Below are 15,076 nucleotides of genomic sequence, written 5' to 3'. Positions count from 1 at the left end.
GGTCATCTCGCGGGACTTCCTTCCAAGCCCCGCTCAGGTGTCCATCAAATGCAGCTTCTCGGCTTGGTCAATCACCCGCCGGACCCCTTCAGGCGACCACGCCAGCCCACCCCGCGGAGTTGGTTCACGCAGATCCCGTGTCAGCCACGCGGCGATTTCTCGCAGCGAAGAATCCGGATGCGTCTTTCGTCGATCGGCGACAAGCCGCGCGACCCGCGTATCAGGCGGCAAGCGCGGCGCCGGATCGAGGATCGTCGGGTCCGCATACCCTGCCTTGACCAGCGTTCGGCACGCTTTCACGAGCGTCCGCTCACTGAACGAACGAACCGGCGGTGTGATCGCGCGGATTTGTCGCAGCACGATCCCCCAGGGGAGGTGTGGCCGCAGTCGCGCGACCGTGGGTAACCATCGGTGCCGATCATCGACCAGTTCATGGAGATAGCGCTCCTTGAGGGCGTACCGGATGTCTGCGATCGCCGCTGGATCGCGCGAGCGCATCTTCGGGTTCCCGGGCTTCGCCCCGCGCGCGACAGCGGCCTTGAGGCCGGCCCTGGTCCGTTCGCGGATCAATGCTCGCTCGAATTCGGCGAAGGCGCCGAGCATCTGGGTCATCAGCATGCCTTGCGCGCTCGACGTGTCGATGGGATCGTGGATCGAGCGGAAATAGGCCCCCTTCCCCCGCAAGGTCTCGACGATCTCGAGCAGATGCGAGAGCGACCGGGCCAAGCGGTCGATCCGGACCACCAGCAGCGTGTCGCCGTGCCGCACGCGCTCGAGCGCTCGTGCAAGGTTCGGCCGATCGCGGCTGCCACCGCTCGCCTTGTCCTCGAGGATCACCGTGCAACCCTCAGCGCGCAAGGCACTGAGCTGCGCGGCGGTGTCCTGTTCGTCGGTCGAGACGCGCGCGTAGCCGATCAGGGCCATTTGTCACATTCCATATAATGGGGTCAAACGACCGGTTGCCCCCATATGATATGAATTCGAGGACCTTATGGCCAGCTTTGATTGAGGTGGTCGAGTTCGATCGGCCCATCTCGACGGCCACAGAACCCGCTGTCAGCCCGGCTCTCCCGCGCGGACAGGCAGCGTCGGCTTTCACATCCTGGCGAGCTCGAAAATGCGGGCAGTCTGCGGGGTTTTCTCGGCAGAGGCCGCACCAGTCCGGGGGTTTGCTACCCAGAATCCGGCGGTTTGGGGACAATCTGGCGCGCTACGTCGCGCGGTAAGCCAGAGTCCGGTCGTATGGGGAAACCGACACTTGTAGCCCACCTTATAAAGAACGGTCAAATCTGCTTATGTGATAAGTGCAATTATCCAATGTGGAATGAGGAGACGTGCAGGATGTCACAACGAACCGGTGACTTACGTTGAGAACGTGGTATCAAGAATCGTGAGCACTTCGATGTCCTTACCCCCCCTACTCGCCCTCGGCCGACTGGATGGGCGTCTCTCCAACAGTCCGGCTCGGGATATCTGGCTAGCGCGGGCGAGAGTGAGTGGCACAGCGACGATCGCGGGAATCGCAGGTGTTTCCGTATCCATCGACGATATCATGAATTGGATTTGCGGGCGAACGCCACCGCCACGCCACAGCGAGGGCTTGAACGACCCAATGTCTGTGGCAGCCGTGATGCACTTCGCCCTGACGGCTCAGCAGACGCCAGCTGACGATCTCACCGCAGCCACGTTCAGGATCCTGCGTACGCTGCTCGACGACCGCGCCGAAGCGGAGCTCTGGGGCCCAGAGGACCTTGCTCGCTTCTCAGGCGCATTCAGGGCGGCTCAGGCGGCCATTGCAGCCCCCTACCCCTCCCCTACCCTCCTCGCTGTCGCTGAGCGTCTCCTGGAGGTCCAGGCGGCTTTTGGAGGTCTCGCCGGCCTCCGATCGGACTGTCACGATGATCGACGGCCGTCAGATGATTCTCGAACCGGTGAGTTTCGGCACAATCTGGATGACTGCGTGTCAGCTGCCTCGAGCATTGGTCGCGTCCGGCATGGCGACGCAAATTCTGCCATCGGCTGTGCACCTGCCGCGCTACCTTCCAAACTTGGCAGAGGAACTTACCCGCGAGTTGGAAAACACGATCGGCTTGGCAAGCAGGCAAGGATTGGCGGAGCTCGACAGGCTCGAGGGACGGATCGCAAATCTGCCGCGGGTCGTTGAGGTGACCAGGCGTAGCCGGCTGCCGGAGTTGTTGCGCTTGGAACTAGCCTATCCTGGGCTTCGGGTGCCCGCCATCGCACGCTTGCTTGGCGTCACACCTCAGGCAGCGGCCAAGCTGGCGGCGCGCTCCAGGGAGTTGAAGGAGAGCGGTCGGACCAACCAAGGGGACCGATCGCAAGAGTGGCGTCCCTCCCCTCCTCTCTCCTTTCCATCTAAAAATAAGAAATCTCAAAATCCGCCGAAGGCGTAAGCGTTAAGCGGGTTATATCTTTGAGTTAAAAGGTTACTGCCGCGGCGATTTCGGAAAAACCTAGGGAATCCCGCGATTCGCTGCCTGTGGACAGATTCCGATAACACGACGGGCGAGCTCCGATAACACGACGGCGCGATTCTAATAACACGACGCTTTCGGTCTGATACCACGATGGCCGCTATGAGGGCTGTGGATAAGCTGATCTTGGTCGGGCCTGCACCGATCCGCGCTGGCAGCGGTTAGCGTTCCGATTCGCTTTTTTTGCTTCAACCCCAAACCCGGGATTGTCCGATCGTGATCCTTGCTCAGGTTCGGCGTGTTATCGGGAATGTCGAACACGTCTTCCATCGTGTTTTCAGGAATGGCTTTTCGCCCCCGCCCCGCCGCACAGCTTCGATCGGTCTGCTCCGATGCACGCGGCCATGGGTCCTTCAAGGGGGTGCTTCAACCTCACTGCGGCCTCAACATCGAGGCGGGCCCAGGCTCCCTCTATTGCTCGCAAAACCATTGGTTGGCGCTTGGTCACCGGGTCGTGTTTTTAGAATCAGCCGGGTGGATTTCCCGGGAGTGTCCGAAAGCGCCGAATTTCAGCCCCTTTTTCAAAGTGGCCCGGTTTATCGGATGGCGTTTCAGATCGATTCCTGAAAACACGTTGCGATCTGCAGCGGAATTTGTCGCTGCCGGTGGTCGATGCTCCGATTCCGGATTCGCGAAGCCAACGTTGGAAATCCGTTCCCGGGCTGGCGATTTGCGGGTGTTCGTCGCTCGGTTCGTGCCGCGGCGCTGTTCAATGGCAGGCGTCTTTAGATCGGTCGTCTCGGCTATACGCGAAGAACCTTCAGGGGATGGTCGGAGATCAGATCGGCTACGGCGTTCACGATGCCCAGGGCCAGAGCCGGAAGTTCAGGCCCACGTGAACCCCACCATAGTCCTTCCGCCAAAGCCGTGGATGACATACGAAGCAGCCGCTTATCCGCGCGGTAAGGAAGCGATGGCCGGACGATTGCACCCGCACGTCGTTCGGCTTGCTGCGTCGACCGCGTGGCTCGCTTCAATCAGAATTCCCCGGGAGCGTGTATTTATTGCGCTCGTGATGCTTCTTCATGAAGCGTAAAACCGCTTCGAGTAGTTCCTCGGCATCTCGTCGGGATTGCTGTTCAGGAATGCGTCGAACTGCTTGATCAGGACGTCCAGGTCCCACCCAGGGCATTCTGCCTTGATCGCCGCGTAGGTCTCCGGGTCGAGAACCTCATGTGCCCGGCCGCCGCGGCGGCGCGGCGTGGAAGCCGCAGCGACAGCGTAGCTTTGATCATGCGGATCTAGGCTGGGCTTGGGATCGGCGACCTTGAGATCTGAGACAGCACGCTTCACCAGGCTGCGGACGAGGCTTGGGTCAACAAGCTTTTCTACGGCTTCCTCAGCCGGCGCTGGGTGGAGCGGCTTGGGAGCACCGACCGCCTTGGAACTTGCAGCCGGGCGGGCAGGGAGGGGGGCGCGCTGCGCTTCCGTGACGGGACCTCCTGGTGCCCTTCCATGAAGCGACGCATCACCATCTTCAGCTTTGGTCGGGGCGTCTCCGCTCCAATCACTTCCAAGTTGATCTCCGGGAGGCTGTTGGCCCGCGCCAATTCAAGGATCTTATTCTTGAAGGACGGCAGCGAGCTTTCGCTCCCGCTCTTTTGATGCAGCGTCTCGAAGCCGATCGTGAAGCCTTCGGCGCCGTTGCCGCCGGCGTGCTTGCGGCTCGCGCGGTACAGCCACTTCCCGAGCCCGCTTGTGATCTCGAAATAAAGGGGAGAAATCGCTAGACGTTGCGCTTGTCCATCACACCGTCGAAGAACCACTTCGACAGAGTGATCTCCATTCCGAGGGACCGTTGGGTTCGCTCGTCTACGAGATGCGTATAGCTGTCGATCCACGAGAAGGTGGTCTCACGGTTTTCGAATTTGCCCGGATATTGGTCTTGATCGTGGTTGCCTGTTAGCCTGTCCAGCGCTCCGATGAGACGCTCATAGGCACGTCCGCTCACACCCCAGCAGATGCGCTTCAACAAGTCGCCTGGTTGTAGCCGGATCGTCGGCGAAAGATCATTCTCTCCACGTTCGCGCAACTCATTCAAGTGAGAGGCGAGGTAGATCATGATGTCCGCATCCCAGATCGTCGCCATGCCATATTCGGGATTGGCCGACACGTGGACGGTAACCTGTTTGTCCGGGCTTACATATTCGATCGGTTTGACCCGCTTTCTTCTTCGACAGGCTGAAGAAGGGGCGCTGCATCGTTTCCTGATAATCGCGCAGCGAGATGTCGCTAAAATCCGGGAGCGTGAAGAACATTTCAAACTGTACGCGACGGCCACCAAGCACCGTCGTCGCAGCTTCGTTTTCGCTCTCGTTCATGCGCGTCCCACGCGTGGGACAAATGGCCTAACCCATTGAAATCGCGCGGAAAACCCCGAATTTCAGAGTGGTGAAGTTCGGGTTATTCCAAGCGGCCTCCAAGCCCCATCAGCGCGCCGCTCCTTTCAGGATCTTGGCTCGCTCGATGAGCGGGCGAAGAGCTTCGAGGATATCGTCCGCCGACAGATCAGTCGGATTGATCGTGATGGTGAGCCCCCGCGCACGATCACGGTCGACCTGACCAATCATGGTCCCCTTCGCTTCGATGGTGGCCTTCTGGGAGCGACTGCTCCTGCTGACCGTCGTCGCCTTGATCAACCGCGCGACGACCTCCGCGCCGCTAATCGGCTCCTCGTCTCCCGACTGCCGAAAGCTCTGTTCCGCGGCGATGTCCTTAGCGGCCGCCTCCATCTTCTCTCGCATTGCGGGCATGCGAACGAGCGGCAGCAGCTTGTCGCCGTGGCGCACCTGAAGGTCCATCGGCGAGCTAAACGCACTTACGATCGATTGCGGGATTTCCCGTGAGACCGATGTACCTCGACAACATGGATTTCGAGAGCTTCACACACGGTCCGCCAAGCGGGCCTGCACGCCATCATAATAGCGTCGACGGCAGCTTTGTAGTTTGCTCCCCGTTCGAGATCGGAGATGTCCTCACGTTCCCGGTTTTCGATGTCGGCCAGCCTGAAGGCGGCCTCGTCGTCGAGATCCTCGATGATCGCGACAAGCTCGATATCGGATAGTGGTTCGCGTTGAGCACGCGATGGGCCCAATGGCGCGCGTGTGCCGATAACGAGCTCATATTCGAGCGCGGCATTCTTCACCCGCCGAACAACGACCGGGATACGGTTGCCGTTCTCGGCCTGAATGGAGTCTATGAGGCTTCGGACACGATCCTCAGTCAGCAGCGCATAGTCGCGCGCGTTTCCGGGCCAGATCGAACATTCAGAGGCTTCAGCCGGATGGCCGGTCGCTTCACCATTCGGGCGGCCTCGTGAAGCCTTCCAGCCGCCGCGCCGTGAAATTGCGAGCAGCTCCGCTTTGCCCGACGTCGGTCTGCTCGGGCGTGGGCTCCGAGGCCGGTGCCGCGCGCGCCAAGAGCTTCGCTGATCGCTGACCGCCGGCTCACGCTGCGGCACTCGCGACGGAAATCGTTCGCTCGCCTCGAGATGCTCTGCGACGGCCATTGCTCACGGATCGCTGCTGAGACCTCTCCGAACACAGCGTCGAGATTATCACGGCACCTTTGATAGGTGGCGTGTGCCCGCCGACGGCTTGCTCTCGTAGATCGATCGAAAGGCCTGTGTGGCGTTCTTGATTTCTTCCGATGCCAGAATTGCTGGCCTCAGGAGGAAGTTGGCATAGGTTGCCTGCATCATCTTCCACATGTCGGCCTCACCCGGTTGCGCTGGGCTGTAGGCTGAGCAGACCACGCGAATAAAACCATAATCCACCGGCGTGCCATTCTCTTCGAGAATCTCGATATTGTCCGCATAAGTATCCATGAAGTGAATTGTGGACAGATAATCGAGCTGGCGGGCTGGTACAGGCACAGAAGACGCGGTCGCGGCCGGCCATCACGTTCAGACCAAGAAAGCCCATCGCGCGGCCCGGATCGAGAACGATGACGTCAAAGTCTTTTATGATGCTTTGAATGCCGATGCGAAGCCGCTGCAGACCCTCACGGACAGCCTGACCGCCCTCGCGCAAGTCGGCTGTCAGGTCCCATTCCGCATCCTGAAAGCCCGAGGCTCGACGGGACGATCTTGATGGTCGGCCATGCCGTGTCATGAATCGCCTGTCGGAAAATCGTCGAAGGTGCTGCGGGGCGACAAAAGAATTGCCGAGAGTCTTATCTTCATCGAAGAGGGTCTCGGGCTGAATATCGAAACATCGTAGTGGTCGAGCCTTGCGGGTCGCAGTCGATGACCACACGCTTATACCGTGAGAGCCAAATAATCCGCAAAATGCTTTGTGATCGTGCTCTTGCCAACGCGCCCTTGAATTTTGCACTGCTACACAACGCTCTTCTCTGCCGCTTTGCCGGGACGAATGTGCAATGCCTCGCGGTCTTCGTCAGTTTCAAGCGTTGTAATAGCGGCGGCCGTTGCCCAGTTGCTTTGGCGCGGAGGCCGGCCTTCCTTCTCAGCCTTCGCAGCCTCAGGAGTGCGCCCGACCAGTTCGGGCCCCGCCGTGGGGCCATAGGTGAGGTCGAGAACCTTCCGGTCCTCGGGTTTGATTTACGACCGACTTCACTCGGTCGCGGGCATCATCTCGCCGAACGGGTCATCGTCCGAAGCGTGTTTACTGGTATAGGACATCCCCGCGTGCTCCCTTCGAATCAAGCCAGCCGATCCGGTTTGCCTTCCATCGCAAAAATAGGCTAAAAGTCAAACTTGGCATGAATCTGCGGGCAATCCCCTAATCGTTGCGTTTTGCGCTCGCGATTCGGGTCGGCGATCAGATCAGATCGAGTGGTCCAATTGAAGGCGATGGAGCCTGTTTCAAAGTAGATCTGGGCGGACCACGCAGAGGAGGAAAGCGGGAGCGACGCATCGAACGTGAGGTGCAATCATGCCGCTGGTAGCTAATCGCCCAACCCAAGAACTTGTCGATCTCGTCGGCGCGCTCGGCGGCCGTTGGATCGGCAACATTGCCATGTGTCGTTGCCCAGCCCACAGCGACGCCGATCCAAGTCTATCAATCCGGCAGGGCGACCAAGGCATCTTGGTGACGTGCTTTGCCGGGTGCGATCGCGAGGACGTTTTGCGCGAACTCGGCCGAATCCGCCCGGACCGGCATCATCCAATGCCGGCGGCCGTACAGGCTCGCCGAACATCGAACGGCGCGCATATTTGGGACCAGGCCATCGATGTCAGGGGCACTCTCGGCGAACGTTACCTTGACCACCGGAATCTTCTCCCACCGCCCCCTGATGTCCGGTTCCACCCGCGCTGCCCCTACCTTCCAAAGCCGAAAACGGTGTTCCTCCCGGCGCTCCTTGTTGCGATCCGCGAGGTCCGGAAGTTGGTTGCCATTCAACGCATCTTCCTCAATCCGGCTAGCGCCGATTACGTTCGCAAGGTCATGCTAGGTACACCTGGGTCAGGTGCGTGGCGGGGTCGGAGAGGCGGTGCGACGTTGGCGCTCGCCGAGGGCTTCGAAACCGCCGACGCCTATGCTCGTATCCGCAATATTCCTTGCTGGGCGTCCCTCGGAGCGCGCCGTCTGGACCAGCTCATCATTCCAGAAGGCGTGACCACCCTTTACATTGCCGAGGACAACGACGCCGAAGGTCGCCTCGCCGCGCAAAAAGCCGAGGACCATTACGCCAGGCCTGGCCTCACCATTCATCGCGATCCGCCTCCCGCCATCTTCAATGATTGGGCAAATGCGCTCGACGCTATGAGCCGGCAGCGACGGCTAGGCGCTTAGCGCCGGAGGAGGGGAGGGGGGCCGAGAACGTGACGCTGCCGAGGGTGCAGCCACGCAGGAGACCCCGAAATGACCGACCTCTTCCACGCGGCCGCTCGCGCGGACCATGACGCTGCGCGTCTACTCGTCCCACACCTCACATCGGGCGGCGCAATTACGCGTCGCCTACTCAACGAGGTCATGGCCGCCGCTTACGGTGGCTCCGACGCGGACGGTCGCTGGACTCAGCGGGCAAGCTTCGAGGTTCTCGAGCACGCACTGGCATTACACCTCCGTGATTTTCGTCCGGGCTTGCGCACGTTCGCCGACGTGAGCGCGCTCGTTGCGCTTTCGGACCGGCTGCCGACCCAGACCGTCAGGAGCGAAGAGCAGATCGACTGGCAGCAATTCTCGACACCCGTCGACATTGCAGCCGTCGCCATATTGCTCGCCCACGTACAGGCGGACGACGTCATCCTTGAGCCGAGTGCTGGCAACGGCCTGTTGGTCGCGCAGCTCGGGTCGCACAAGGCACTTCATCTCAACGAACTCGATCCCGTGCGGCGGGCGCGCCTGCACCAAGTGTTCCCGGAAGCCCACATCTCCGGCGAGGACGGCGCCACGATCAACTCGACCCTGTCCGCGGTCGAGGCGCCATCCCTCATCCTCATGAACCCGCCATTCTCGCGCTCCCTGGGACGCGGTGCCGATGACTACGCAGCAGTCCGCCATCTCCAGGCGGCGCTCCGTCGCCTGCGATCAGGCGGACGACTGGTCGCGATCATGCCCGACTGGTTTGGTCCGAGCGCCAGGATGCGTGATCAATACGAGACCGTGCTGCGCGATGTCACCGTTCGCACCGCGATTCGGCTCGAAAAATGCTACCTGAAGCACGGCACGTCGATTGCCGTTCGGTTGTTCGTCATCGACAAGGCGCCTGGCAAGGCGCCACCGGCCATCATTCAACGATCTTCCGTGGCCGAGCTGCTCAGTGCGCTGCGCGTTCCGGAAAGATCGACCCTCGGCCGCGACGCTCCAGCGCCTGCACCGAAGCGGTCGGCCGGCATCTCGATGTTCCGGGCCGTCAGGAGCAGCCGCCCCGAGCCGCGCGCCTATCACGCGCCCGTCCGCAACGACGTCCTTCCGGTGGAATATGAAAAGCTGGCAACCCCGGCCCCCTTGCTCGAACAAACCGGCGTCTATCTTCCCTACCGGCCGAGCCGCATCAGCTTCATAGCCGCCGGCGAACATCCGACGCCGCTCGTCGAATCGGTGGCGATGGGTTCGATCCCGGCGCCGGTGCCGGACTATGTCCCGTCGCTCCCCGAACGCACAGTATCAGAGCGACTTCTCTCCGCGTCCCAGCTCGAAACCGTCGTCTATGCCGGACATGCCTGGTCTCAGACCATCCCAGGCAGGTTCAAACCGAACAAGGAAGGCGTCGGCCTGACGCTCGCCGATGACGGGTACATCTACCGGAAGGGCTTCTTCCTGGGCGATGGCACGGGCGCCGGGAAAGGCCGGCAGATTGCGGCCTGCATTCTCGACAACTGGCTCCAAGGCCGCCGTCGCAGCATATGGGTTACCAAAAACGCGCCTCTTCTCGAAGATGCACGCCGCGACTGGACCGCACTTGGGGGTGTGAGCGGCGACATTCAGCCGATCTCCAACTGGAAGATCGATGAGCCTATTCGGCTCGACCAGGGCGTTCTTCTCGTCACCTATCCGACGCTGCGCTCCATGCGCGGCGATCACAGCCGCCTCAAGCAGATCGTCGACTGGGCCGGCGCCGACTTCGAAGGCGTGCTGGCATTCGACGAGGCTCACGAGATGGGCGGCGTCGCAGGCGGGGAGGGTGCGCTTGGCGCAAAGGAAGGCTCCCAGCAGGGAATATGCGGCGTCCTTCTCCAGAACCAGCTCCCCGGCGCGCGCGTACTCTATGCCTCTGCCACCGGCGCGTCCGACGTCAACAATCTGGCCTATGCCGTGCGCCTGGGGCTTTGGGGCCCCGACACCGCGTTTGCCGATCGCGAGCAATTCATCAGCAGCATCCGCCAGGGCGGCATCGCCGCGATGGAGCTCGTCGCGCGAGACCTCAAGGCGACCGGCCTCTACATGGCGCGCGCCTTGAGCTTTGCCGGTGTCGAATATGAGATTCTCCGGCACGAGCTGACGCCTGCGCAGATCGAGATCTACGACACGTATGCGGACGCCTGGAGCATCTTATGCGCAGCTAAGCATAAGATGGCTTATCGCGAGGAAGCGGTAATGCGAAGGAACGCGGCGTAGTCGCGGGTTTCCTGGGGCGCGGCAGGAAGTTGCTGCGCATTATTTTGGTTGCGAACCTCGGCGGTCTCTGGACCAGCTGAGGAGTCAATCATGTTGAAACTGTTGATTTCTGCTGAGAGTTGACCCGGGATTTTCATCGAGAAGTGACCCTGGTGGGTGTTATGTCCCGCGCTGCGGGGTTTGGGTCAAGCGGGTGATTTTTCCTTTCTGGATTTTGGGGCAGCGGTGCTGGCCTTGAAGCGGAAGCTATCGTTTCCGGTCTCGATGATGTGGCAGTGATGCGTGAGACGGTCGAGCAGAGCGGTGGTCATCTTGGCATCGCCGAACACGCCGGCCCACTCGGAGAAGGAGAGGTTTGTGGTGATGACCACGCTGGTGCGCTCGTAGAGTTTGCTGAGCAGGTGGAACAGCAGGGCGCCGCCTGATGGGCTGAACGGCAGATAGCCGAGCTCATCGAGGATGACGAGGTCGAGGCGGAGCAGGCGCTCGGCGAGTTGCCCGGCCTTGTTCATGGCCTTTTCCTGCTCGAGGGCGTTGACCAGATCGACCGTGGCGAAGAACCGGACCTTCTTGCGATGATGCTCAACGGCATGAACGCCGAGGGCGGTGGCGAGATGGCTTTTGCCGGTGCCAGGCCCGCCGATCAGCACGACGTTGTCGGCATTGTCCGTGAAGTCGCCGCGGTGGAGTTGGCGCACGAGCGCCTCGTTCACCTCGCTGGCGGCAAAGTCGAAGCCGGCCAGATCCTTGTAGGCCGGGAACCGGGCCGCCTTGATCTGGTAGGCGATCGACCTGACCTCGCGCTCGGCCACTTCGGCCTTGAGCAGCTGGGAGAGGATGGGCACGGCAGCATCGAAGGCCGGGGCCCCTTGCTCGGCGAGGTCGCCGGCAGCCTGGGCCATGCCGTACATCTTGAGGCCGCGCAGCATGACGACGACGGCGGCGCTGGCGGGATCATGACGCATGGCGCCACCTCCTGCCACGCAGGGCATCATAGCGGGCCACATTGGCCTTGGGCTCGCGGTGCAAGCTCAGGGCCTGTGGCGCGTCAATGGCGACCGGGTTGACCGGCTTGCCGTCGATCAGGCGATGCAACAGGTTCAGCACATGGGTCTTGGTCGGCAGCCCGGCTTCCAGCGCCAACTCGACCGCGTACAGCACGGCCTGTTCGTCATGATGCAGGACCAGGGAGAGGATATCCACCATCTCCCGGTCGCCGCCGGGCCGCTTGAGCAGGCCGGCCTGGAGACGCCGGAAGGGCCCGGGCATCTCGAGGAAGGGAGCGCCATTGCGCAAGGCACCGGGCTTGCGCTGGATGACTGCCAGGTAATGCCGCCAGTCGTAGATCGTCCGCCCCGGGTGATCATGGGAGCGCTCGATGATCCGGGCGTGCTCGCACAGGATCTGCCCTTCGGCGACGATGACGATCCGCTCCGGGTAGGCCCGCAAGCTCACCCGCTGGTTGGCGAACGATGCCGGCACGCTGTAGCGGATGCGTTCGAACGTCACCAGGCAGGTCGGCGATACCCGCTTGGCATGCTCGACGAAGCCGTCGAAGGGCCGGCCCAGCGGCATCAGGCAGCCCACTTCGGCGGCATGCACGTCGGCAATGGTGCCGGGCAGCACACCATGCTGGATCTGCGGCCATTGCGCGATGCACTGAACCTCGAGCCAGGCATTGAGCGCCGCCAGATCGGGGAAGCTGGGCATCGGCTGCCACAGCCGGTGCCGGGCATCCTGGACGTTCTTCTCGACCTGCCCTTTCTCCCAACCCGAGGCCGGATTACAGAACTCCGCCTCGAACAGATAGTGGCTGACCATCGCCGCGAACCGGGCGTTGACCTGCCGGGCCTTGCCCGAACCGATCCGGTCGACCGCAGTCTTCATGTTGTCGAAAATCCCGCGCTGGGGAATGCCACCCAGAACCCTGAAGGCCTGCGTCAACGCATCGAACAACATCTCGTGGGTCTGGAGCAGGTAGGCCCTGACGACGAATGCCCGGCTGTGCGACAGCTTGGTGTGGGCCACCTGCAGCTTGACCACCTTGCCGCCAAGCAGTGCGTAATCCTCGCTCCAGTCGAACTGGAACGCCTCGCCGGGCTGGAACGCCAGCGGCACGAACGTTCCCCGCCCACTGGTCTGCTGATCGCGTTGCCGCTCGAGCTTCCACTACCGGACAAAGGCCGCGACACGGCCATAGGAACCGGTGAAGCCAAGCACCGTCAGGTCCGCATAAAGCTGCTTCGCCGTCCGCTTCTGCTTGCGCGACTTGCCCGCCTCAACCCGCAGCCACGCCGTCAACTTCTCGGCAAACGGGTCCAGCTTGCTCGGCCGCTCCGGAACCCTGAACTGCGGCACCAAAGTCTCGGCGCGCAGGTACTTGCGGATCGTGTTGCGCGACAATCCCGTCCGCCGCTCAATCTCCCGGATCGGCAGCTCTTCGCGAAAATGCCAACGGCGGATCACACTCAAAAGGTCCATGTCGATCACTCCTCGTTCCCCCGACCTGTCAGCCAGGGGGAAGGTCAAAACATGGGTCACTTCTCAGTGGAAATTTACGCCCCTCCCGGGTCAACTCTCAGCAGAAATCAACAGGTCGGCCGGTTCTTGTGCAGGGCGGTGACAAAACCAGCCACTGGAACGCCAGCGAAGTGCTGAGCGTGGCGGAGTAAAAACCGGCCAGTGGTAAGGCTGCCCTTTTGAGGGCGGCCGGGATGTATGCCGTGGAAGTTTACGCGAGTGTTCGGCAGTTTGTGTTTGTGCAGGGGCGCAGCCAGCGAGAGGCCGCGCGGGTATTTGGATTAAGCCGGGAGACGATTGGCAAGATCTGCCGATTTTCACTGCCACCTGGCTATACGCGCACGAAGCCGGTGGAGAAGCCGAAGCTGGGGCCTTTGCTGCCGGTGGTTGACGCGATTTTGGAAGGTGACCGGACGGCGCCGGTCAAGCAGCGACACACGGCGAAGCGGATCTTCGAGCGGCTGCGCGATGAATATGGCTATGGCGGCGGCTACACGGTGGTGAAGGACTATGTCCGGCTGAGCCGGGTGCGTGGCCGCGAGACATTTGTGCCGCTGGCGCACCCACCGGGGCATGCGCAGGTGGATTTTGGCGAAGCGGTGGGCGTGATTGGCGGTGTGGAGCAGAAGATCCACTTCCTGTGCATGGATTTGCCGCAGTCCGATGCCTGTTTCGTGAAGGCTTTCCCGCGCGAGACGACCGAGGCATTTCTGGATGGGCATGTATCGGCCTTCGACTTCTTTGGCGGCATTCCCCAGTCGATCCTCTACGACAACACGACGATTGCGGTGGCCAAGATTCTGGGGGACGGCAAGCGTGAGCGCACACGTGCCTTCAGCGAGCTGGTCAGCCACTACCTGTTTTCTGACCGCTTCGGCCGACCCGGCAAGGGGAATGACAAGGGCAAGGTCGAAGGGCTGGTCAAATACGCGCGCCGCAACTTCATGACGCCCAAGCCGCAGGCGGCGAGCTATGACGCACTGAACGCGGCTCTTTTGGAGCGCTGTCATGCGCGGCAAGGCGAACGTGCTGGCCGCCATGCCCAGACCATCGGTGAGCGCATGGTTGCTGACGTTGCGGCGCTACGCCCACTACCGCCGGTGCCATTGGAGCCATGCGAGAGGCGCAGCGCCCGTGTGTCATCGACGGCGCTGGTGCGGTATCGCGGCAATGATTACTCGGTGCCCACAAGGTTTGGGTTCCAGGATGTGGTGGTGAAGGGCTTCGTGGACGAGGTGGTGATCCTGTCCGGCGCCGAGGAGATCGCCCGCCATGTGCGCAGTTATGGCAGCGGCGATTTTGTGGCCGATCCGCTGCATTATCTGGCGCTGATCGAGACAAAGCCGAATGCTCTCGATCAGGCGGCTGCACTGCAGAATTGGGCCTTGCCCGATGTCTTTGCCCACCTGCGGCAATTGCTGGAGGGACGCATGGGCCGCAAGGGCAAGCGCGAGTATATCCAGGTCTTGCGCTTGCTGGAAGCGATGCCCATGGCCGTGGTGACCCATGCTGTCACTCAGGCGATCCACATGGGCGCGATCAGCTTTGATGCGGTGAAGCAGATCGCACTGGCCAGGATGGAACGGCGGCCCGCCAGGCTTGACCTGACGACCTATCCCCACCTGCCAAGGCTGGATGTGAAGGTCACGCAGGCGGCTGATTATGCGGCTCTGATGCCCCAGGTCTCGAAGGAGATGGCAGCATGAGCCGGGCGCCCGATGACAACCTGCCCACCGGCACCACCGCTGGTGCGCCACAGGTGCTGCTGGCCCACCACCTCAAGCAACTCAAACTGCCGACCGTTTTGCGCGAATATGAGAAAGTAGCCCGGGAGTGCGCGCGTGATGGTGTCGATCATCCCCGCTATCTACTGCGCCTGATCGAACTGGAACTGATCGACCGTGAGCGGCGCACTGTCGAACGCCGGATCCGTGCTGCCCGGTTCCCGGCCGTCAAAAGCTTCGATACCTTCGACTTCACCGCCATCCCCAGCCTCAACAAGATGCTGACGCTGGATCTGGCGCGCTGCGAATATAT

At 61.8% G+C, this 15,076-nt stretch carries 14 protein-coding genes and 1 pseudogene; 5 read left to right on the top strand and 10 right to left on the bottom strand.

Annotated elements, in window-relative coordinates; genetic code table 11:
* Positions 1-33 precede the first annotated feature (33 nt).
* Positions 34-924 (bottom strand): recombinase family protein, encoded by an 891-nt coding sequence (locus F1640_RS20395; RefSeq protein WP_107394495.1) that lies wholly within the window; start codon positions 922-924, stop codon positions 34-36.
* Positions 925-1,898: 974 nt separating this feature from the next.
* Between F1640_RS20395 and F1640_RS20390 the strand changes: the two genes are divergently transcribed.
* Positions 1,899-2,414, top strand: a complete 516-nt coding sequence (locus tag F1640_RS20390; RefSeq protein WP_194921667.1) for a hypothetical protein — start codon at positions 1,899-1,901, stop codon at positions 2,412-2,414.
* 1,104 nt (positions 2,415-3,518) lie between these two features.
* Here F1640_RS20390 and F1640_RS25510 read toward each other — a convergent pair.
* The 7 genes from F1640_RS25510 to F1640_RS20370 form a co-directional block, all read right to left on the bottom strand.
* The gene (locus F1640_RS25510) at positions 3,519-3,788 is read right to left on the bottom strand and encodes a hypothetical protein (RefSeq protein ID WP_255530642.1); all 270 of its coding nucleotides are present in this window, start codon (positions 3,786-3,788) and stop codon (positions 3,519-3,521) included.
* Between the two features lie 35 nt (positions 3,789-3,823).
* The gene (locus F1640_RS25505) at positions 3,824-4,261 is read right to left on the bottom strand and encodes a replication initiator protein A (RefSeq protein ID WP_309229333.1); all 438 of its coding nucleotides are present in this window, start codon (positions 4,259-4,261) and stop codon (positions 3,824-3,826) included.
* Positions 4,222-4,647 carry a replication initiator protein A gene (locus F1640_RS25500; protein ID WP_309229362.1) on the bottom strand — a complete coding sequence of 142 codons (426 nt, stop codon included), beginning with the start codon at positions 4,645-4,647 and terminating at the stop codon, positions 4,222-4,224. Before F1640_RS25500 ends, F1640_RS25505 begins: the two co-directional genes overlap by 40 nt.
* A complete protein-coding gene (locus F1640_RS25875) occupies positions 4,529-4,816 on the bottom strand; it encodes a hypothetical protein (protein ID WP_309229367.1) in 288 nt (95 codons plus the stop codon). Before F1640_RS25875 ends, F1640_RS25500 begins: the two co-directional genes overlap by 119 nt.
* 108 nt (positions 4,817-4,924) lie before the next feature.
* On the bottom strand, positions 4,925-5,296 hold the full coding sequence (locus F1640_RS20380; protein ID WP_194921665.1) for a hypothetical protein: 372 nt from the start codon (positions 5,294-5,296) through the stop codon (positions 4,925-4,927).
* A 17-nt stretch (positions 5,297-5,313) separates the two neighbouring features.
* On the bottom strand, positions 5,314-6,003 hold the full coding sequence (locus tag F1640_RS20375) for a ParB N-terminal domain-containing protein (RefSeq protein WP_194921664.1): 690 nt from the start codon (positions 6,001-6,003) through the stop codon (positions 5,314-5,316).
* A 48-nt stretch (positions 6,004-6,051) separates the two neighbouring features.
* Complete coding sequence (locus F1640_RS20370; RefSeq protein WP_194921662.1) at positions 6,052-6,369, bottom strand: hypothetical protein; 318 nt, start codon at positions 6,367-6,369, stop codon at positions 6,052-6,054.
* A 1,021-nt stretch (positions 6,370-7,390) separates the two neighbouring features.
* Between F1640_RS20370 and F1640_RS26080 the strand changes: the two genes are divergently transcribed.
* Positions 7,391-8,251 carry a toprim domain-containing protein gene (locus tag F1640_RS26080; RefSeq protein ID WP_194921660.1) on the top strand — a complete coding sequence of 287 codons (861 nt, stop codon included), beginning with the start codon at positions 7,391-7,393 and terminating at the stop codon, positions 8,249-8,251.
* 69 nt (positions 8,252-8,320) lie between these two features.
* Positions 8,321-10,519 carry a strawberry notch-like NTP hydrolase domain-containing protein gene (locus tag F1640_RS20360; protein WP_194921658.1) on the top strand — a complete coding sequence of 733 codons (2,199 nt, stop codon included), beginning with the start codon at positions 8,321-8,323 and terminating at the stop codon, positions 10,517-10,519.
* Positions 10,520-10,704: 185 nt separating this feature from the next.
* Here F1640_RS20360 and istB read toward each other — a convergent pair whose 3' ends face one another.
* Positions 10,705-11,484: an IS21-like element helper ATPase IstB gene (istB, locus tag F1640_RS20355; protein WP_194918758.1), complete on the bottom strand. Its 780-nt coding sequence runs from the start codon at positions 11,482-11,484 to the stop codon at positions 10,705-10,707.
* A pseudogene (gene istA / locus F1640_RS20350) lies at positions 11,474-13,000 on the bottom strand (IS21 family transposase). Before istA (F1640_RS20350) ends, istB begins: the two are co-directional and overlap by 11 nt.
* Positions 13,001-13,233: 233 nt before the next feature.
* Here istA (F1640_RS20350) and istA (F1640_RS20345) point away from each other — a divergent pair.
* Both istA (F1640_RS20345) and F1640_RS20340 read left to right on the top strand, forming a co-directional pair.
* The gene (gene istA / locus F1640_RS20345; RefSeq protein WP_066770782.1) at positions 13,234-14,745 is read left to right on the top strand and encodes an IS21 family transposase; all 1,512 of its coding nucleotides are present in this window, start codon (positions 13,234-13,236) and stop codon (positions 14,743-14,745) included.
* Positions 14,742-15,076: ATP-binding protein (locus F1640_RS20340; protein ID WP_219730931.1), on the top strand; the 335-nt coding region annotated here is incomplete at its 3' end. The genes istA (F1640_RS20345) and F1640_RS20340, both read left to right, overlap by 4 nt.

The sequence above is a fragment of the Novosphingobium sp. NBM11 genome, from assembly GCF_015390225.1.
Classification (GTDB): domain Bacteria; phylum Pseudomonadota; class Alphaproteobacteria; order Sphingomonadales; family Sphingomonadaceae; genus Novosphingobium.
The sequence above is the reverse complement of the archived record's forward strand: the minus strand, read 5'-3'. Positions and strand labels throughout refer to the sequence as shown.

Bases quoted from the DNA above. Each gene is read 5' to 3' on its own strand.
- F1640_RS20390 (WP_194921667.1), top strand. From the start codon at position 1,899: ATGATCGACGGCCGTCAGATGATTCTCGAACCGGTGAGTTTCGGCACA.
- F1640_RS25875 (WP_309229367.1), bottom strand. From the start codon at position 4,816: ATGAACGAGAGCGAAAACGAAGCTGCGACGACGGTGCTTGGTGGCCGT.
- F1640_RS26080 (WP_194921660.1), top strand. From the start codon at position 7,391: ATGCCGCTGGTAGCTAATCGCCCAACCCAAGAACTTGTCGATCTCGTC.
- istB (WP_194918758.1), bottom strand. From the start codon at position 11,484: ATGCGTCATGATCCCGCCAGCGCCGCCGTCGTCGTCATGCTGCGCGGC.
- istA (WP_066770782.1), top strand. From the start codon at position 13,234: ATGTATGCCGTGGAAGTTTACGCGAGTGTTCGGCAGTTTGTGTTTGTG.
- F1640_RS20360 (WP_194921658.1), top strand. From the start codon at position 8,321: ATGACCGACCTCTTCCACGCGGCCGCTCGCGCGGACCATGACGCTGCG.
- F1640_RS20375 (WP_194921664.1), bottom strand. From the start codon at position 6,003: ATGGCCGTCGCAGAGCATCTCGAGGCGAGCGAACGATTTCCGTCGCGA.
- F1640_RS20380 (WP_194921665.1), bottom strand. From the start codon at position 5,296: ATGGACCTTCAGGTGCGCCACGGCGACAAGCTGCTGCCGCTCGTTCGC.
- F1640_RS20395 (WP_107394495.1), bottom strand. From the start codon at position 924: ATGGCCCTGATCGGCTACGCGCGCGTCTCGACCGACGAACAGGACACC.